At 55.3% G+C, this 18,984-nt stretch carries 16 protein-coding genes; 8 read left to right on the top strand and 8 right to left on the bottom strand.

The window, feature by feature from the left end:
- The gene (fliS, locus tag GXP58_07970) at positions 1-432 is read left to right on the top strand and encodes a flagellar export chaperone FliS (GenBank protein ID NOY53541.1); all 432 of its coding nucleotides are present in this window, start codon (positions 1-3) and stop codon (positions 430-432) included.
- Positions 433-435: 3 nt separating this feature from the next.
- A complete protein-coding gene (locus GXP58_07975; protein NOY53542.1) occupies positions 436-867 on the top strand; it encodes a hypothetical protein in 432 nt (143 codons plus the stop codon).
- Between the two features lie 114 nt (positions 868-981).
- Here the strand turns inward: GXP58_07975 and GXP58_07980 are convergent, their stop codons facing one another.
- From GXP58_07980 to GXP58_08000, 5 genes are all read right to left on the bottom strand, one after another.
- Complete coding sequence (locus GXP58_07980) at positions 982-1,578, bottom strand: response regulator (GenBank protein ID NOY53543.1); 597 nt, start codon at positions 1,576-1,578, stop codon at positions 982-984.
- Between the two features lie 199 nt (positions 1,579-1,777).
- Positions 1,778-3,097, bottom strand: coding sequence for a response regulator (locus GXP58_07985; protein NOY53544.1), 1,320 nt, complete (start codon positions 3,095-3,097; stop codon positions 1,778-1,780).
- Complete coding sequence (locus GXP58_07990) at positions 3,090-4,064, bottom strand: response regulator (GenBank protein ID NOY53545.1); 975 nt, start codon at positions 4,062-4,064, stop codon at positions 3,090-3,092. Before GXP58_07990 ends, GXP58_07985 begins: the two co-directional genes overlap by 8 nt.
- Positions 4,057-4,944 (bottom strand): response regulator, encoded by an 888-nt coding sequence (locus GXP58_07995; GenBank protein ID NOY53546.1) that lies wholly within the window; start codon positions 4,942-4,944, stop codon positions 4,057-4,059. The genes GXP58_07990 and GXP58_07995 overlap by 8 nt, the downstream gene beginning before the upstream one ends.
- Entirely contained in the window at positions 4,937-7,765 is a 2,829-nt protein-coding gene (locus GXP58_08000; protein ID NOY53547.1) for a PAS domain S-box protein, read from the bottom strand. The genes GXP58_07995 and GXP58_08000 overlap by 8 nt, the downstream gene beginning before the upstream one ends.
- 230 nt (positions 7,766-7,995) lie before the next feature.
- On the opposite strand from GXP58_08000, the gene GXP58_08005 reads away from it, so the two are divergent.
- Complete coding sequence (locus GXP58_08005) at positions 7,996-8,982, top strand: glycosyltransferase family 4 protein (protein ID NOY53548.1); 987 nt, start codon at positions 7,996-7,998, stop codon at positions 8,980-8,982.
- 15 nt (positions 8,983-8,997) lie between these two features.
- Here the strand turns inward: GXP58_08005 and GXP58_08010 are convergent, their stop codons facing one another.
- Positions 8,998-10,611, bottom strand: coding sequence for a glycosyltransferase family 9 protein (locus GXP58_08010; protein NOY53549.1), 1,614 nt, complete (start codon positions 10,609-10,611; stop codon positions 8,998-9,000).
- 2 nt (positions 10,612-10,613) lie between these two features.
- Positions 10,614-11,348 (bottom strand): hypothetical protein, encoded by a 735-nt coding sequence (locus tag GXP58_08015; protein NOY53550.1) that lies wholly within the window; start codon positions 11,346-11,348, stop codon positions 10,614-10,616.
- 214 nt (positions 11,349-11,562) lie between these two features.
- On the opposite strand from GXP58_08015, the gene GXP58_08020 reads away from it, so the two are divergent.
- The 5 genes from GXP58_08020 (at position 11,563) to GXP58_08040 (ending at position 17,311) form a co-directional block, all read left to right on the top strand.
- Positions 11,563-11,760 carry a hypothetical protein gene (locus GXP58_08020; protein ID NOY53551.1) on the top strand — a complete coding sequence of 66 codons (198 nt, stop codon included), beginning with the start codon at positions 11,563-11,565 and terminating at the stop codon, positions 11,758-11,760.
- Between the two features lie 38 nt (positions 11,761-11,798).
- Complete coding sequence (locus tag GXP58_08025) at positions 11,799-12,506, top strand: response regulator (GenBank protein ID NOY53552.1); 708 nt, start codon at positions 11,799-11,801, stop codon at positions 12,504-12,506.
- 52 nt (positions 12,507-12,558) lie between these two features.
- On the top strand, positions 12,559-14,115 hold the full coding sequence (locus tag GXP58_08030) for a response regulator (GenBank protein ID NOY53553.1): 1,557 nt from the start codon (positions 12,559-12,561) through the stop codon (positions 14,113-14,115).
- A 187-nt stretch (positions 14,116-14,302) separates the two neighbouring features.
- The gene (locus GXP58_08035; GenBank protein ID NOY53554.1) at positions 14,303-14,920 is read left to right on the top strand and encodes a PilZ domain-containing protein; all 618 of its coding nucleotides are present in this window, start codon (positions 14,303-14,305) and stop codon (positions 14,918-14,920) included.
- A gap of 12 nt (positions 14,921-14,932) precedes the next feature.
- The gene (locus GXP58_08040) at positions 14,933-17,311 is read left to right on the top strand and encodes a DUF1566 domain-containing protein (protein ID NOY53555.1); all 2,379 of its coding nucleotides are present in this window, start codon (positions 14,933-14,935) and stop codon (positions 17,309-17,311) included.
- Positions 17,312-17,784: 473 nt separating this feature from the next.
- Here GXP58_08040 and GXP58_08045 read toward each other — a convergent pair whose 3' ends face one another.
- Complete coding sequence (locus GXP58_08045; protein NOY53556.1) at positions 17,785-18,288, bottom strand: hypothetical protein; 504 nt, start codon at positions 18,286-18,288, stop codon at positions 17,785-17,787.
- Between the last annotated feature and the right edge of the window lie 696 nt (positions 18,289-18,984).

Genomic DNA, 18,984 nt, shown 5'->3' on the forward strand with positions numbered 1-18,984 from the left:
ATGGCCCGGTATCCACAAAACAGCTACCTGGAGACGGAGGTCCTGACGGCGGACCCCGGAAAGCTGATTCTGCTCCTCTTTGACGGGGCAATCCATTTCCTCAAACAGGGAAAGATCTATCTTTTAGAAGAAAAACACCGGGAAAAGGGCCAGGGGTTGATGCGTGCCCATGCCGTGGTAAGCGAACTGCTCCACTGCCTGAACAGGGAAAAAGGAGGTGATATAGCGATCCGGCTCCAGGCAATCTACGTCTATATCCTCCAGCGGATCACCGACGCCGACCTGAAAAAGGAAACAGGGGCGATTGACGAATGTGTCGACCTCTTGTCGGAATTGCGGGAAGCCTGGTACGCAATTACCCATAAAAGTCCCGAGGACTCCATTCGGGAACTCACCCCGGAGACAAGAACGGAATTCTCTGCAACCATTTGAGTTATGAACAAACAAAACGAACAAGATATCCGGAATCAGCTCCGGGAAAAGATCCTCTGCCTGAACCGGATGGTCCAGTTGGGAAAGGCACAATCTGCGGCCCTGCACGCCGGGTCGGGACCACTCCTGACGAACCTCACGGAGATGGCAAAGTTGATCCGCGAAGTGAACGGGATCGACCGGATACTGAACCCCCTCAAGAATCAACTCACCACCGGAGAGACGGAAAGGTTCCTCCCCGAAACCCGGAAGATCAAGATCTTACTCCAGCAAATGATGACTCTGGAAAAGGAAAGTATCCATCAGGCCAAAGACAAAATGGCAGACCTCCGGCGGGAAATGCATCATCTGCAAAAGGGTCGCCGGGTGGTTGGAAAATACACTAAAAACGACTCCCTCTCCACCTCACACTTTCTCGATCTGCGGGAGGGCTAACGAGCCGGTCATCTCCCCGCATTCCCCATGGTCAACGCTTTTGACTTTGCGCCTGCCTTCTTTGTGCCCTTCATGACCTTCATGGTGCATGCTTTTGCTTTTGGCTTTTCATAGTCACACGACCTTCTCTCCACTCCACTCCCGTTCACAATCGGCAAGGATTTCTGAATATTCATCGTCCGAAATCTCGGGAACGACAATGATCCCCTCTTGATCTCGATGCATCTCCGTAATACCGGGGTATTTTCTGGCAAGAAGTTTTAACTCCACCGCCTGCCGCCGGACTGTGCTGAGAAGGCGGCGATTCTCCGCCTCCAGGTCGTATTTCTCGACCGCCGACCGGATAGCAAGTTTGATTTCATAGTCGCTCCAGGGCTTCGTAAAGAAGCGGTAAATTTCTCCCCGGTTAACGGCATTCATTGTCGTATCGAGCCCGGCATGACCGGTCAACATGATCCGGATGATGTCCGAATAGCGATTCCTGACCTCCGCAAGGAAATCCGCTCCCGACATCCCCGGCATGTGCTCATCGGAAACCACCACTTGCACCCGTTTCTTCTTCAAGAGTTCCAGAGCTTCTTCTCCGTCTTGCGCGGAAAAAATTCGATAGGGCTCGTCAAACAAAGAGCGTTTCAGTGAGGCAATCACGTTCTTCTCATCATCGACCAGCAGGATGGAGTTGAGTTGTTCCATTTCACCCTCCTTCTTCATAATAAAAGAATCGCAGACGGACTTTTTATAAAGCCGTTATTTTTAATGGTCTCGCAAAAAGTCATCCCCCGGGTTCCGTGCATGCTTCGACAAGCTTCCGAGCATGGTGAGCTCGCCGAACCACACGAACGGAATATCAATCACTTACGCCGTTCGCCCTGAGCTCGTCGAAGGGGCGACCGGACTTTTTACGAAGCCATCATTTTTGGGTTCGTATAAACACCCCGCATTTCGGTGGATCTAACAGATAATATCGCTTGATCAACTCGATCTTTTTCGGGTCGATCATGCTTCGTTTCTTGAGAATCAGAATATCCGTCCCGCTTCGAAAGTCCCTGGAAAGGACCATCTTTGCCTTCAACCGGGTTGGCGGAAGTTCGATCTCGCCGTAGGCGGACCGGTCGGGACGCCGGGAATAGAGTTCCCGGACCGATTTTTCAAAGGGAGGAAACAGTTTGGGATCAAACCGGCTGCCCAGTTCCTCCTTCAAAAGGGCCATAGTCTTTTCAACCCGGTTTTCTTTTCCGACCGACTTCACGGTATGGTCCCAGAAATCGGCCAGAGCAATGATCCTCGCCCCCCGGGGGACCTTCTCCCCTCGATATCCGTCGGGAAAGCCTTTCCCGTCATGCCGTTCATGATGATGGCGGATCAACACGCCGGCATTCCGCATTCCTTCAATCGTATCAACGGCGACCTGCCCCCGCAGCGGATGCAGCCTGTATTCCGTTTGTTCCTTCGGGTCAAGGTCCGAAACCTGTTTTATCAACGCCGCATCGCTCAAGCGGATTTTTCCTATGTCGTGAAGAAGGGCCGCCAAACGGACCGATTCCGTTTCGTCGGTGGAAAGCTTGATCTCTCTGGCCACGGCCGAGGCAATCTCCGAAACATTCCGGGCATGCCCCCTTCCCGCCCGGCCCCGCAGCTCGAAAAGATCGGAGAAGGCACGGACGGCATCACGAACGGTCCGGCGCCGCTCGGCCTCCAACCTTTTCAATGCCGCGTCCTTGTTCTGGAGTTCCACGGTTTGTTCCTGGGCCATAAGCTGGAGCTGCTCGCTCCACTGTTTTAGCTCTGCGTTCTGCGCCGCCACCATGTCACGGAGCTTTCGATTCTCACTCTCCCTCCGGTACTGCTGTGCCGCCTGCCGGATGGCACTCAGCATGTCATCATCATTCCAGGGTTTCGTCATGTAGCGCCAAGCACCCCCGAGGTTAATGGCATCCATCGCGGCATACATATCGGCATAGCCGGAGAGGACGATCCGGTATGCATCGGGAGCGATTTTTCGGGACTGATTGAGGAAGCTGACTCCGGAAAGTCCGGGCATCCTCTGATCGGAAACGATGACGCCGATCTCGGGATTCTCCTTCAGGATCGCAAGCCCTTCCTCCCCCGAGGAAGCGGTAAAGACCTGCACATCCTCGTCGAGCATCAACCGCCGAAGAGAACCCAGAATCTTGCGCTCATCATCAACAAAAAGGACCTTCACGCACGTTTCCGTTTTAACGTCAGGCATGGACCGGCTCCTTTCCCGGACGCTTTGTTTCGACGGAGAGTCCCAGAAATGTATCAAGGATTTCAGGATCGAAAGAGGATCCTCTGAGGGAGAGCAGAACCTCCCGGGACTTCTCCGGACTGAATCCTTTTTTGTAGGGCCGATGCGTCACAAGGGCATCATAAACATCGGCCACCGACACGATCCGAGCTTCAAAAGGGATCTCCGGCCCTTTCCGGCCGGAGGGATATCCACTGCCGTCGTATTTTTCGTGATGACAGAGGATAATATTCACAATCCTCTCGGAGAGCTGCGCCTGACGGGCCACCTCCGCCCCCCAGGTGGGATGCTGCTTGATCATCTTGAACTGTTTCTCGTTGAGAGGCCCTGCATAATTGAGGATACTCTCAGCAACCCCAATCTTCCCGCAATCATGCAGCCAGGAACCGTATTTGATCTCCCGCCGAACCTCTTCCGGCAGATCGAAAGCCCCGGCCAGCATAAGGGCGTATTGTGCTACACGATCGCAATGGCCCCGCGTATAGGGATCTTTCAACTCCACCGCCTGGGCCAAGGAAAGCAAGGTCGCCTCGTCAGCCTTTTTCAGGGATCGGACCACCCGGTACCGGTTGAGTCCGTCCTCCACGATCCGGGTCAGTTTTTCATTGTCCCAGGGTTTGACGACGAAACGAAAGACCTCCCCCCGGTTGATGGCATCCATGGCGGTCTGCAGATCGGCATGGCCGGTCATCAGGATCCGGATCGTGTCGGGGGAGATCTCTTTGACTCCGGCATGGAGAGCAATCCCCGTCATCCCCGGCATACGGTTATCCGAGACCAGGACTGCGACCTCTTCTTCCCGGATGATCTTCAGCGCCTCTTCGGCGCTTCCGGCCCCGAGGAATTGCACACCTCGATCGGCAAAGAGGCGTTCCAGGGAGTGAAGGACATTTTCCTCGTCATCGACGAAGAGGGCTGTCTCAACCATTGCCGCTCTCCTCTTCGACCACCACTACGATCCCCTCCTGGTTTCCCTCATGCTTGACCACCGCCCCCTTGAGCCGCAGCACAACTTCGTGAAGTTGCAACCTGCCGGAGGCACAAGTCTTCTCCCTGATCTTGTCGATAAAAGCGTTCAAGGGCTCCGAGAAGAAGGCGGTCCGTTCCTTTCCGATAATCTCTCCAACCTTCCCGGGAAAGATTTTTTCCCCTTGATCGTTGCAATAGACAATCAGTCCCTCCATATCGAGGCCAAGCACCCCCACGGGAAGACTCTGGAGGAGATGCTGGGAGACGGAGAGAACCCGGTTTCGAAGGAGCAAATCCTCTGTTCTTTGCTCCACCCTCTGTTCGAGATTCTCATTCATGGAAGCGAGTTCATTGTTACGTTTCTGCAATTCCTCGGTAAGCCGCCGGTTCTTCTGATAGAGAAAATAACGCTCCAGCGCATTGGAAACGGCGAATCTCAGCTCATCGTCATTCCAGGGCTTGGCCAAAAATTTGTAGATCTGCCCCTCGTTGACCGCCTCTACCACCGCCACCGTATCGGCATAACCGGAGAGGACAATTCGGACCGTTTCGGGCCATCCCTTGCAAACCTCGCGAAGGAAATCGACACCGTTCATCTCCGGCATCCGGTAGTCGGAGAGAACGATCTGAATGGGAGAAACCTCCTTTAAGATCTGCAATCCCTCTTTTCCTGAAGTCGCCTTCAGGATCTCGTACTCTTCGTCGAGGAAGACCCGTTCGATCGAACGGAGGACCCCCTTCTCGTCGTCGACGCAAAGGATCCGGACCGATTCGTCGGCAATCGTAATCGACGCGTCCGCCTCGGGTGTCCCTGAACGGTTCAGCGCGCCCTCATCCATAGACCCCTTCCTTTGCTCTAACTCTCTCCATTTCTTTTCCGGCCACCACGGGAATGGAGACAGTGAAGGTCGTCCCTTTCCCGACCTCACTCGTAACATCGATCTCCCCACCGTGTTTCTTCACGATATCGTAGCAGATGGAAAGACCAAGCCCCGTCCCTTTCCCAACCTCCTTGGTCGTAAAGAAAGGCTCGAAAATCCGCTTGAGCTTGTCCTGCGGGATCCCCGACCCGGTGTCGGAGATTTTCACCCGGATCATTCCTGCATCCGATTCAGTCCGGATCGTGATCCGCCCCTGCTTCTCGATTGACTGGGCGGCATTGACAAGAAGGTTCATGAAGACCTGGTTCAACTCTTGGGGATGACACTGGGTCCGCGGGATCTCACCATATTCCTTGGTGACCGTACATTTGTATTTCAGCTCGTTCCATACGATATTGAGGGTGCTTTCGAGACAGTCATGGAGATCGGCCATCTTACATTCGGCCTGGTCCACCCGGGAAAAGCTCTTCAGATTCTGGACGATCTTCTTGACCCGCTCCGCCCCCTCCAGCGACTCTTCGATCAGCTCGGGAATATCTTCCAGCACATAATCGAGTTTCAGCTTCTTCCACATCTCGTCGATTTCCGTGAGAACATCGGGCAAAGCCGCTTCCTTCAGAAAGGCCGACTGTGCCTCGATGAACTCGCTGAGCTTACCCACATATTTCTCGAGGGTCCCGAGGTTGCTCGTAATGAACCCCATGGGATTATTGATCTCATGGGCCACCCCTGCGGCCAACTGACCGATAGAGGCCATCTTCTCGCTCTGGAGGATCTGCGACTGGGTCGATTTGAGGTCGGCATAGGCCTGCTCCAACTCCCGGTTCTTCACCTGCAGAATATGCATCATATTGTTAAAGTTCTCCCCGATCCGGTAGATCGGATCGTCGGTGGCCACCTGGTACACGGCACACTCCTCACAATTTTTAATCTTCTTCGCGAACTCTCCCTGGGCCTCCCCCCCGCAAAAGGTTCCGGCAACCTGCCAGCACCGGTTCGCATCCTTTCCGTAACAGGGACAATTCTTTTGCGTGCAGTTCTTCACCTCGTGACACCGGACCATGTGAGGATTGGAAAATCTTGTATTGAAATTTTTCTCCCGGATCACCCCATGAATCAGGGCGGAGAGCTGATCAAGGGCACTCTGCAATTCCGTTCGTTCCTTTTCGACCCGGCGGTTGATCTCCTCCAGCTCATCGGCCATGTATTTCAGCTCCGTCGAATTGTGGATGGTAATCACCGTCCCGGAGAGGCCGGATTCGGGGTCCTTGTAGGGAGAGGAATTCAGGACAAACCACTGTTTTGTGGGGAGGTGAAAAAATTCCATCCCCCCCTCGCCGAAGACCGTCCCCACGCGGATATCCGTGTTCGTGAGGAACCGGTTCCAGCCTGCACCGTCCAGTTCCTCTCCCGAAAGACCGGTGAAAAGACGGAAAGCCCGGTTATAACGTCGGACCTTCTCTTCCCCGTCGATGAGAATAATCATCTCACCGAGGGCATCCATAGTGACCTCCCACTCCCGGCGGCTCCCCTCCACCATCCGGTACATCTCCTGTAGTTCGAGATGCTTCTCTAACAGTTCCTGTTCCGTCTGTTTCCGCTCCGTGATATCCCGGGAGACATGAACGATCCGGACGATTTTTCCCTCCTCGTCCCGGATGGGAGAGGCAGCGACCTCCACGGTTCGGCCTTGCTCTCCCTCGCCGTGAGTGTGCTCGAAGACAACATGCTCCCCCGTTTTCATCACTTCTCTCAGGGGACACTCCTTGTGAAAGGCCGTGCAAGGCTCCGATGTTCCATGGGTCACAAGATGGCAGGGTTTCCCGATCACATCTTCCTCGGTCCGCCCCGACTCCTGCAGAAAGACCCGGTTGACTCCGACAATCGTATAATCCGCCGGGTCGATGATGGAGATCGCATCGGGAACACTGTTGAGAACGGTCCGGGCGAACTCCCCCGACTCCCGAAGGGCATCACGGAAGAGTTTCAAATCGGAGGCCATCCGGTTGAAGGTCTCCCCGAGGAGTCCGATCTCATCCCGGCCCCGCACCTCCACCCGGACGTCCAGCTCTCCCCTCCCAATCTGGAGCGCCGCCATCCGTAGTTCCTCGATGGGACGCGAGATCCGTTTTGCAATCGTTCTTCCCGCGCTCAAGACGACCAAGAAAAGGAAAAGGCAGCAGATCAGAACAACGTAGAAGTAACGCGCTGCCCTCAACTCCATCTCCCGCTTCTGCTGAAGAAACTCCCCCTGATGACGGGCAATCGCTGCATCTACAGCGGCGAGAAATTTCTGCTCCGCCTCCTCGGAGTCTTTTTTTGCCTTCAGGATTACCTCTGCCGGGCTTTCTTTCGTGACCAGGGAGGCATATTCGGCATTGACCTGGATCAGTTTTTCCCCGGAGGATTGGATCTCCTGAAAAATCGGCCGTTCATGCCGGTGCCACAACCCCACGTAATTGTCATACCGTTGGAGGGCCGCGCGGAAGGGTGCAATCCCTTGATCGAAGACACGCTTCTCCTCATCCAGAGCACTGCCGGGCCTTGCAGCGTTTTTCGGTTGCTCCAGTTGGATCACCACCGCTTCGTTCGTCGAAGTCACAATACGAAGGCCGGCAACCTTCAGATCGGCAAGTGTTTCATTAATCTGCAGATTCCGTTCAGCGGCCTGCCGATAATTCCCATGTATGGAGGAGTTATAACGAAAACCGACAAGGACAAGCAGGAGAGCCAGCAGAACCACCCCATAACCGAGCCATATCTTGTTGACCAATCTCATTGCTGCTCCTCACTATGGACCGTTCCGATTTTATTGCAGGGATGATGCAAAATAATTACTTTTGTATCTTTCTTATCGGTCACTCAGAGAGAAACATTAGGAGAAAAGCTCTGTGCCTTTGACCCTTTACACCGATGTTTCTCCCATTCCCCCCGGACCTGAAATTTGCCTTGTGGGACAAGCCTCTTTCAGGATAAAATGACGAAAATTCAGTCCACGGATGAAGGAGAATGGTCTTGCATCCCTTCCACATCGTCACCTTCAATTCTCATCAGCCCTATCTCCATCTCTTTCATTCCATGCCCGTAAAGATGGATATCATACAGCTCGGCGATCATCACCGCTTCCTGCAGGAATGGAGTGAAACGGTCCGGCCTCTGCCAAAAGGATGGGAACTAATTGACCGAAAAGAGGCAGGAAGAAGGATCAACGCCGGGCAGTATGATCTTGCTCTTGCCCACAACATCAGCGACTATATCGACTTCAACCACCACCGGATCGCTAAAATCCTTCTGATCCATGTCTCTCTGACCGGGAGGATGCGAGAAGAAAAAAGCGGTATCAACCGGAACGATTATCTCTCGGATCTCAGGAAACTCATCTCCTCCACCGGGGGCAAACTGGTCTATATCTCGGAGGCCAAGAGACGAGACTGGGGACTTGACGGCGATGTGATCCCGCACGGGATCGACCTTGCCGATTACCCGGATTTCCGCGGGGATCAGCCGAGGATTCTCCGGGTCGCCAACAACCTGATCGAACGGGCGGAGATCCTCGATTATGACGCGCACAGGTTCCTGACGGCCGGTTTCCCCTCGACCCTGATCGGGGACAATCCGAAAATCCAGAACGCCCGCCGATCGGAAAGTTGGAACGACCTGAAACAGCTCTACGCCACACACCGTCTCTATCTTCATACGGCCGTTCCCGGCTGCGAGGACGGGTTCAACCTGGCCATGCTCGAAGCGATGGCAACGGGAATGCCGGTCGTCTCCACGGCCCATCCCACATCCCCGATCCAAAACGGGGTGAACGGATTCATCTCCGACGATCTTGAATACCTGCGGCGGAAAATCGACTTGCTTCTCTCCGACCGGGAACCGGCGATACGGATGGGTCGGAAGGCGCGCAAGACGGTCGAACGTGAGTTTTCCATCCGGGTTTTCAGGGAAAGATGGGAAAAGATCTTCCGGGAAGCGGCGGGAAGAGGTCTGTAATGAAGGATAAAGATTTTAAAACATCTTTTTCAGATCTTCTGCGGAACGCTGTTCCATCTCGTCCAGCATCGGAAGCATCTCCCGAACCAGGAGTTCCTGCAGGAGAGTGATGTCCATACGCTCCATGACCTGGCCGAGCCGATTTAAGAGTGGGAGAAGTCCGGAGGGAAGTTCCGCAATCCCGATCCTGCCTATAACCCCGCTCATAAGATCAAAGACCGGCAGAATCGCCTGGAACCCGCCCCCCTTATCCCCCCCGGAGAACGCATCCACGGCGGCGGAAACGGAACTGCGGATCTGTTCCAGGGTATCGAACACCTCGACACTCTCCAACGCAGGCTTCGGATGAGAGGTTTCCCGATCGAGCGTGGGGGGCTTCGCCGAAACCGGAAGCGGGGGAACCTCCACCCGCAGATCGCAGAGTTTGAGCGGCGGGGTGACCGGAGCCCTGCCTGTATAGAGGAGACGAACGGACCGGAAGATCGGGTCCTGCCGGAGACGGCGGACCTCTTCGTCTTCTCCCGCGGCAAGCGCGTGGGCCAGGTCGATTCCCCGGGCCATCACCTCCGGCCGTAGGACCCCTCGGCAAGCCATTTCATGAGGACAGTCATCGGGATCGTCACAGGGGGCGCAGGCTAGATCGGAATAGAGGATCAGGTGCCCCAGGCCGTAGGGCGCCGTCTCGTACGGGTAGGTCATCCCGTAGGATGCCGACAGGGTCGGCGTTCCGACAGCGGCGGCCACGTGGACCGTGCCGGTGTCACCTGTGACCAGAAGATTGCAGAACGAAAGAAAACCGCCTAACTCCTCGAGGGTCGTCTCCCCCATGAGATTCAGGACGGAATCAGCGCCGGGACCCAGCCTGCGCAGGAGCGTATCGCCGGCAGGTCTTTCTTCCCCGGTTCCGAAAAGAAGAACCGCCCCTTCCTTCCGCTCAACAAGGTAATCGACGACGACGGCAAGGGAATCATTTTCTACTTTCTTGAAGGAACGGGAGGCCCCCGGCTGGATTCCGTAGAGCGGTCGCTCCGGCGGAATGCCCCGATCCATAAGCCGCTTGCGGCAGGCAGTCCTCACTTCCGGGGAGACGGAAAAAATCAACCGACGCTCCGAGGGAGAAACCCCGGCCACCTCGCAGGAGAGATCGACGAGATTCACCAGCGCCGGGTTGCGCCCGAACGCCATGGTGTCGGCGACAACCCGCTTCGTCACGGCATCGGCATACCGGATATTCCCCTGCCCGTCCATGACCTTTCCCCGAAGCGCCGCAGGCGCAATGAGGGAGGTGAGATACGCCTCGAAATCGGTGAACTGCCGGTTGATCACCAGGTCGAACCGCTCCCTGCGAAGTCTCCGCACAAGATCCCGAATCTCCCGGTAGCCCCCCCAGTCGATCTTTTCCCCCGATCGGAACCGGTCAATCCAGGCAACTCTCGGAAAGGGGATGACGGTATCAACATCGGGATTCCCCTTCAGGGCCTCAGCGAACCCTTCCGCCACGAGGACGGAAATCGATGCGCCGGGATAGCGCTCCCGCAGTCCCCGGATCATGGGAGTAACCTGAAGGATATCACCCATACGATGGGTTCGTATGACGAGGATCTTTCGCGGATCGATTCCCGCACCCATGTTCAACCCTCCCGCCGCAGAAGTTCCATGAGATGAAAGACCTCCCGCATCTCACCGGCCTGCCCGGCCGCAGGCGGGAAGATCCTGCGGGCCTCGTCGTAACCGACCGAAAGCACATCTTCGACCGGATAGAGACAGGCATCCAGTTCCGGATCGTTGAAACGGCAGTCGGACAAATCCCGAAGGTTTTTCAACTTTCTTTCAACGACACGATAAGCCTCGGGGGCCGTCTCCAGAGAAGGAAGGTGGCGGTGAATCACCATCCCGGCCATGGTCTCCGGCCGATAACGGTTCATGAGAGATTCAACAACCTTTCCTGCAGGGTCTCCCACAAACAGGAGCGTTTCCTTTCGTTCCAGGACCGGCGATACGGGCGAGAGGCGAAGGGCCGCCGTGAAGACGGCGGGGGCTTCTTCCACGACAACGATCGGCACATCTTCCCCGATCCGCCGCAGTGCCGCCGTGATGTGATAGAAAAGTGCGCCGCCCAGAAAGACAACCATGGCCGCTTCGGAGGGGATCGTTCCGGCCATCCGTTCCCCTTCGTCGATCGGGTCCCCGGGGCTGTGAAGGAAGACCTCCCCCCCCCGTGGTGTAGACCGCCGGAGGGTCCAGTGGCCGCTCTTCGCCTGTACCGGAACGGGAAGCGCCGGATCGCTCGGGTCAGAGATTCGCTCTTCCAATTCTGGAAAATGCTCTTTCAGGAGCATCAGGTTTCGGGAAAAACGATGGTTCACAGTCCACCCTGAGATCAACAATTTATTGAATTATTAAAGACATCTACGATAACTGCGTATTTTTACTATGGTTCCATCATATCAAACCGTTTCAAAAACTGTCAATTTATTTGAATCCGTTTTCTCCCTGATTTTTTTCAATCCATCCTCAAGTTTTTCCGGAAAATGACGATAGTATATACAGGTTCTCTCTGCAAACCCGTGAGGTCTCTCTATGAACATCCTGCCTTACCAAATTCATAATATCCTGAAGATCTATCGGGAACCTGCAGCAAGGACGGTGTCGAACGATCAGCCCCCCTCATCCGGCGGAGAGACGCTGGAACCGGACCGGGTAGAGATCTCCGGAGAAGGAAGAAAAGAACAGATCAAGCGGGAGATCGTGGCCGAGATCATCAGGAAAATCCGCTAACCCGACGGACCGCCCCGAAAGGACCCTTTATGAAGGGGATGAAAAGCCGAGTCAAACTGCTCATCGTGGACGACGAAAAGGCCTCCCGGGACGTGCTGGTGGGACTGCTCGCCAATGAAGAAAGAGCCATCACCACCGCCAGGAACGGTCTGGAGGCGAAAGAGCTCCTGGACCGGGATTCTTTCGACATGATCCTGACCGATCTCAACATGCCGGGAATGGACGGGATGGAACTTCTCCGTGATGTACAACGGAAAGAGAATCCCCCTCTGGTGATCATGATTACCGGCTATGCCTCCCTGGAGAACACACTAAAGGCCATTGAAGAAGGCGCCTACGATTATATCACGAAGCCCTTCAAGTTGGCGGAGATGGAGGTCCTCGTCCGGAACGCCTGTGAAAAGATCCTCCTGACCCGGGAGAAAGAGGCGCTGGCGCAAAAGATCCGGGAAAACCGGGAAGAGATCAAGGATCTGACGAAACGGGTAACAACGCTCACAAACCGAATCCGCCAAGTGAAAGAACGGGAAGAAACCCTCTTCCTCGGGAACTTTGATCTCAAACTCCCGCTTGCCCGGAAAGCCCTGCCGGTCGTATATGCACAGGGAGAACGGAAACAGAGCTACCGGGAACGGGTCATCACACAGTTGAAGAAGATGTTGGAATCCGGGGAAATGAGCGAAGACGAGGCCCGGAAGTACTGGGCCAGATTCAATCGGACAGGGTCTCCCCAGGATCCTTCGTAGCCCTGTTCGCACAACGTTTCAAACGGAACCGAACCAGCCCATTGAGAAAACAATGCCGAAGAACAAAAAAATACTGATCGCCGACGACGACCGTGAAAATCTCTCCGTGCTGGAACGATTCCTCTTCCACTCCGGTTTCAAAGCCGACCTTGCGGAAAACGGTGCGGAGGCATTTGAACGGTTCCGCCGAAATGACTATGCCATGATCTTCTCCGACATCAACATGCCCGGAATGACCGGGATCGAACTCCTCCGGAAGATCCGGGCGGAAGACGACAATACGCCGGTGATCATGATCACCGGATTCCCGACCATCACCCTGGCCGTCGATGCGATCAAACAGGGGGCCGATGATTTCATCACCAAACCGGTCAGTCTGGTGCATATCGAGCACATCATCCGGCGGATCGAAAAGGAGGAGAACCTCCGACTGGAAAACCGTCGCCTGAACCGGAAACTTCAGAACAAGCAGGAAATCGAGGAGCTGAACCGGAAACTCGAGTTGAAGGTGGAGGAACTCTCCATCATGTATTCCATCAGCGAGATCGCCCATCACTCCGACGACATGGAAACCCTCTTTGACAAGCTCGTGGAAATGACGAAAGTCATCACAAAGGCACGGGAGATTTCCATCCTGCTCCTCGACCGGGATACAAACCGACTCATTCCGAAACGGGTTCACGGAATGGAGACCAATGTGCCGGAAATCCCCATCGGGGAAGGCCTGGTCGGCCGGGTGGCCCAGGACAAAAGATCTCTCGTCGTCCCCGCGGATCTGCTGGAAACGGTCGCCATCCCCCATGCTTCAAGAGGCCCTTTTCTTTCTCTACCGATGATGGTGAAAAACGAACTCTTCGGGGTCCTCAACATCTCCAAGCCGAGATCGGGAAGCGCCTTCACCGACAAGGAACTTCATCTTCTCCAGAGCATGATCACGAAATGCGTCCTGGCGCTGGAAAACCATGCCCTTTATGAAAGCCTCTATGACAACCTGATCGATACCCTCCGTTCCCTGGTGATGGCCGTCGAGGCCAAAGATCTCTACACCAGGGACCATTCCCGCAGGGTCACCGACTTGTCGATTCTGGTGGCCCGCTACATGGGACGCCCCCGTTCGGAGATGGAGACGCTCCGCTTTGCCGGCTTTATCCATGATATCGGGAAGATCGGGATCCAGGATACGGTCCTTCTGAAACCGGGAAGACTGAACGACAAGGAAGCTTCGATCATCAAGACCCACCCGGTGATCGGCGAAAACATCGTCAAGCCCCTGAAATTCCTCAAACTTGAGCAGGCGATTGTCCGGCACCATCATGAACGTTTCGACGGAACCGGTTATCCCGACGGATTGTCGGGAACGGAAATCCCCGTCCCGGCACGGATTCTCTCCGTTGCCGACACCTACGATGCCATCACCTCCACCCGCCCCTACCGGACTGCGCGTGGACACAACTTCGCCGTGGCCGAGATTCAGCGGTGCCGAAAGAGCCAGTTCGACCCGGAAGTCTCCGAGGCCTTTCTGGAATGCCTGCGTAAATACGGCAACCGGAAGGTCAATCCCGGAATCCGGTGGGACATCATCCGCCAAGAAGCACGAAACGTCTCCTGACCCCCCTTCCCCGACAAACCTTTGACAACCGACCGATTTCAGACGGCATCCCCGATGGACCCGGAAGAGTAGATCTTCTTTGTCTTCGATATTTTTATTTTAAAATCAGAGGGTTATATCATTTTAGCTCCATGGCCCCTTTTTGGCACAGACCTTGCTTTTTTGATAAAACAAAGGAGAAATGTCTATGCCTGAACAAAGAGAATACGTTCGCGTCGAGGCCTATCTGCCGGTCAAGTACAAGATCCTCGATGAATCGGAATATGAAGAAGCCCGAAAACGATGCAAAAAGCAGAAAGGGGGAACCTACCCCGAATCCATCGCTTCACTGTTGTCGGGGCTCAACCTGGAAAAACTGCGGGACCCCGACCCCATCAATCCGGAAGGAATTGAACCGGGCACAGCCAGGGTCTTGACCGAGATCGACCGGAAACTGAATATTCTCCTCCGGTTAATGGTGGAAAACCGGCTCACCGACATCGAACAGGACCTTTGCCGGGAAGTCAACCTGAGCGGCGGAGGACTCCGTCTGGTCTTGCCGCAACAGCTCAGCCCCGGTGAGAAAATCGGTCTGGAAATCACACTTCCCATGTTTCCACCGATCCCCCTCTTCACCATCGCCGAGGTCACCCGGGTGGTCCCGGAGAAAACTTCCAAAGAAGGCACACCTGTTTTTGCAACCGCCCTGAAGTTCATCGAAATTGATGAGGACGACCGGGAGATGATCATCCGCTACGTCTTCAAACGACAGCGGCACACCCTCCGAAATCGCAACACCTGTGGGAAATCGACTGTCACATCCTGAGGAATCCCAGTTATGAACATCTTTCTTGCCCTTCTGTTCTGCCTTCTGCAAATTGCAGGACCGGCGTTCGGCGCCGTCTTGCTGCCCCGGACCGGACAGTACACGACCTACGCATCGGGTGACGACGGAGAACTACAGGCCGGCCTGGCCTGGCCTTCCCCCCGCTTTACCGACAACGGCGACGGAAGTGTCACCGATACGCTGACCGGGCTCCTCTGGTCGACCGACGCCAACCTCATGGTCTCCAGAGATTTCTCCTTTGATCCTGACGGTGACGGAAAGGTTCCCTTCCAGTCGGCCCTCGACTATCTCGACAAACTTAACAGTGAAAAATATCTCGGCTATTCCGACTGGCACCTTCCGAACCGGAAGGAACTGATGAGCCTTGTCGATTCCAGCCGGCACGACCCCGCCCTCCCGCTCTATCATCCCTTCGTCTCCGTCGTTTCCGCCCCTTACTGGACGTCCACAACGGCATCGCAAAATCCGACCCGAGCATGGACCGTGGACATGTACAACGGTCAGATCTGGGATACGGCAAAAACCGGGAGCGGAGGCCATGTCTGGCCGGTCCGGACCGGAACGACCGGAGCGCTTCAGCTTCCCCGTACGGGACAGAGTTCCTGCTATGACGATGGAGGGAATCCCATCGCCTGTTCCGGAACGGGACAGGACGGAGACATCGCAGCAGGAAGCGTGTGGCCCTCTCCCCGCTACACCGACCTCGGCGACGGAAGTGTTCTCGATCATCTCACGGGACTCATGATCCCCAGGGACGGAAACCTCATGGCCACGAGAGACCCATCCTTCGACAATGACGACTCCCCCGGCGACGGACGGGTCTACTGGACCGATGCCCTCAACTATGTAACAAAACTGAATCGTGAACTTTTTCTCGGACACGACGACTGGCGCCTCCCGAACGTAGTCGAATTGGAAAGCTTCATTGACGCAGAAAAAAACAGCCCCGCACTCACCGGAGGAGCCCCCTTCGACAACATCCGGACCGACGCCGCTTACTGGAGCGGCACCACCCAGGCCGCCGATACGGGAAACGCCTGGGTCGTCCATATGGGGAGCGGCTATGTCGTCGCCAATTTCAAGGCAAACCGGAAACGCTATGTCTGGCCCGTGCGTCTTGCCCGGGGAATGATCACCGGCTCAGTCCTTTTTAACGGAACCGGACTAAACGGCGTAACCATTACACTAAACGGTCCGACCAACCTCACGGCAGGCACCGACACCCAGGGAGGTTATACCTTCCTCGGTCTGGACAACGGAGACTACAGCGTCACCCCCACCCTCAACGGCTACGTCTTTACTCCGTCCGCCCTCAGCATCAACCTCGTCGGGCTTCCCGTCACCAGCCGGGATTTTACCGCTTCCTGTCTGAGCGATAACGACGGAGACAACGTCTGTGATGCTTTTGACAACTGCCCGAATACCGCGAATCCCGGTCAGAACGATTGCAACAGCAACGGAATCGGGGATCTGTGTGATCCGGATCCCTACCCGCCCGAAATCTGCGACGGAATCGACAACAACTGTAACGGGGTCATCGATGAAGGACTGACACAAGCCTGTTCCACGGCCTGCGGCACGGGAACCGAATCCTGTTCCGCCGGGGCCTGGGTCAACTGCACGGCCCCGCCCGTACTGAATGAAGTCTGCGACGGGATTGACAACAACTGCAACGGCCAAATCGATGAAGGGGTCACCAACGCCTGCGGAACCTGCGGTCCGACACCCGTCGAAATCTGCGACGGACTGGACAACAATTGCAACGGCACCGTTGACGAAAACCTGACCCGGAGCTGCTCCACAGCCTGCGGAACAGGGACGGAAACTTGCGCCTCGGGCGCCTGGGTCGATTGTACGGCGCCGCAACCAAGCCCGGAGCTCTGCGACGGAATCGACAACAACTGTAACGGGGTCATCGACGAAGGATGCAGTTGTACCAACGGCACGTCACGCCCCTGCGGGACCGATGTCGGCGCCTGCAGCACGGGTGTTCAGACCTGCACCAACGGGGTCTGGGAAACAACCTGCGCGGGAGAAACCCCGCCGCAAACAGAGATCTGCGGTGACGGAATCGACAACGACTGTAACGGTATAATCGATGACAACTGCGTCAATACGAATGATGGAAATGGGGGAAGCAGCAATGGATCAGGAGGGACATCCACTCCGCCTGACCAGACACAACATACAACATCGCAGGAAGCCGTCACATCACCGCCCGCTGCCGGCGGAGGGGGAGGAGGCGGGGGAGGCTGCTCACTCATCCGGCAAGGCTCCCCTTCCCAGGGACCGGATGGTGGGATGGTTTTCCTACTCCTGTCGCCTCTCGGGATTATGCTGTGGAAACATTATCGCAGACCCCCGAAATAGCACACCGGTGCCAAGCCTCACATCCGACATCCCGAAACAGCCGGATCGACGTAAACACCATCAAGCCCCTTTTCTTTGAATTCCCGCGTTGTACGTCTTCTCTCTTGTCCCCCAAAAAAACCGGAACAGCAGGAGGTTTTGTCGAATTTACAAGGCTGAACTTATCATATATGATGGGTTGAATATTGCATACGCACCTTGGAATTCCCCGGTAACGGGAGACGGAAAGGAGAAAAAATTATGCGAATAGAAGCACCGTACTACCCTATTATTTATGTTCGGGGGTTCGCTGCCGGCATGAAAGAGATCGAAGACACGACGGCCACCCCTTACATGGGATTCAAAGCCGGGGACACCCATCCTCCGCGACCCGGATTCCGGGGCCGATTAATCCTCAAGATCAGTCCCTGGAATCAGGAATGACGCTATCGGCCGGATCGCAAAAGGAAAAAGAGCCTACCCCCTGCATGTAATCAAGAAGCCATCGGCAATGCCTTTACGAGCAATGCTGCAGCGACATCCAGATGTTTCTCGGGTGTCAGTAAAGGGCCCAGGATCCGTGTCTGGCCGCCCCGGGTCAATAAACGATCATCGAACACGGCATCCGGGATTTGTCTTCGCAATTCCGAAACAACATGATTGAAGTTCGCTGCCTGCGAAACCTGCAATGCCTTCCCGAGAGAAACATACTGGAGTCCATTCTCACGCATCACAACCGTCGGCCGGTTCTTCGAATAAAGATAAAGAAAACGCTCACGATCCTGCTCCTCGGTCCGGACTTGCCGCCTTGTCTTTTTGGTTAACATCAACCCCTGCGTCATGATGACCCTTCCTGCACTGAACCTGCGCTCTTTCACCATTTCCTTTTCCGTACGGACGGTCACAGCGGAACCGTAGAGGATCAATTGGACGTCGCCATAAAGCAGATCAACCGTTTGCCTGTGACGACCTTCAGCACACAAGGATCGCGGAGTCAATTCAAACTTCCTTACAAGGAAACGTGTACGATCGGACTCAACCTCCTCATGACGGAGAACAAGCGTCCTGAAACCATGCTCCCTAAGTTTCGTGGCAAGCTCTTCAGCAGGCCCCAGCTCATGGAACACACCTACAACAGATGGCCCGGCACCGGAAGAAAACAAACGCGAACGCGCTTCATACACCGTCTTGCCGAGAGTCACCGCAAGGACTTCCGATAAACGATCTACGTCTTTTCCCCAATCGTAAATTGCAATTATGTTCATGGCTCAAACTCCATTATGGAACCAAAAGAAAACGCCGGCTCACATTGCATGTCCGGAACACCACATAGTCTCCCTCACATGAAGGTACATCCCTTGTCCATATGCAAAGAAATCATTCCAAGATAATTATATCACCCGTACGTTCCAAAGCAGAGCATAATCCCCCTTATGGCGGTTCACTCCAACCCCACGTTGGTTCGATTAGAAGGAACTCCTCGGTTACAGGGGTCATATAGGGTCAGAGCTACACATTTGACATTTTCACCATTCGTTCAAGAACTCTCAACCGCCGGGCGAACCGTTTATCCGAAGCCCGCAGGGCGTCAAGACGCCTCACCGTCTGGCTGACCGCCGAAACAGTCAGCCCACCAAAAAAATCTCCTATTTCACTCAAACTGCGTTCGCTGTACTTGCGGCAAAGATAGATCG

The organism is Deltaproteobacteria bacterium (genome assembly GCA_013151235.1).
Lineage (GTDB): Bacteria > CG2-30-53-67 > CG2-30-53-67 > CG2-30-53-67 > CG2-30-53-67 > JAADIO01.

Bases quoted from the DNA above. Each gene is read 5' to 3' on its own strand.
- fliS (NOY53541.1), top strand. From the start codon at position 1: ATGGCCCGGTATCCACAAAACAGCTACCTGGAGACGGAGGTCCTGACG.
- GXP58_07975 (NOY53542.1), top strand. From the start codon at position 436: ATGAACAAACAAAACGAACAAGATATCCGGAATCAGCTCCGGGAAAAG.
- GXP58_07980 (NOY53543.1), bottom strand. From the start codon at position 1,578: ATGAAGAAGGAGGGTGAAATGGAACAACTCAACTCCATCCTGCTGGTC.
- GXP58_07985 (NOY53544.1), bottom strand. From the start codon at position 3,097: ATGCCTGACGTTAAAACGGAAACGTGCGTGAAGGTCCTTTTTGTTGAT.
- GXP58_07990 (NOY53545.1), bottom strand. From the start codon at position 4,064: ATGGTTGAGACAGCCCTCTTCGTCGATGACGAGGAAAATGTCCTTCAC.
- GXP58_07995 (NOY53546.1), bottom strand. From the start codon at position 4,944: ATGGATGAGGGCGCGCTGAACCGTTCAGGGACACCCGAGGCGGACGCG.
- GXP58_08000 (NOY53547.1), bottom strand. From the start codon at position 7,765: ATGAGATTGGTCAACAAGATATGGCTCGGTTATGGGGTGGTTCTGCTG.
- GXP58_08005 (NOY53548.1), top strand. From the start codon at position 7,996: ATGGTCTTGCATCCCTTCCACATCGTCACCTTCAATTCTCATCAGCCC.
- GXP58_08010 (NOY53549.1), bottom strand. From the start codon at position 10,611: ATGGGTGCGGGAATCGATCCGCGAAAGATCCTCGTCATACGAACCCAT.
- GXP58_08020 (NOY53551.1), top strand. From the start codon at position 11,563: ATGAACATCCTGCCTTACCAAATTCATAATATCCTGAAGATCTATCGG.
- GXP58_08025 (NOY53552.1), top strand. From the start codon at position 11,799: ATGAAAAGCCGAGTCAAACTGCTCATCGTGGACGACGAAAAGGCCTCC.
- GXP58_08030 (NOY53553.1), top strand. From the start codon at position 12,559: ATGCCGAAGAACAAAAAAATACTGATCGCCGACGACGACCGTGAAAAT.
- GXP58_08035 (NOY53554.1), top strand. From the start codon at position 14,303: ATGCCTGAACAAAGAGAATACGTTCGCGTCGAGGCCTATCTGCCGGTC.
- GXP58_08040 (NOY53555.1), top strand. From the start codon at position 14,933: ATGAACATCTTTCTTGCCCTTCTGTTCTGCCTTCTGCAAATTGCAGGA.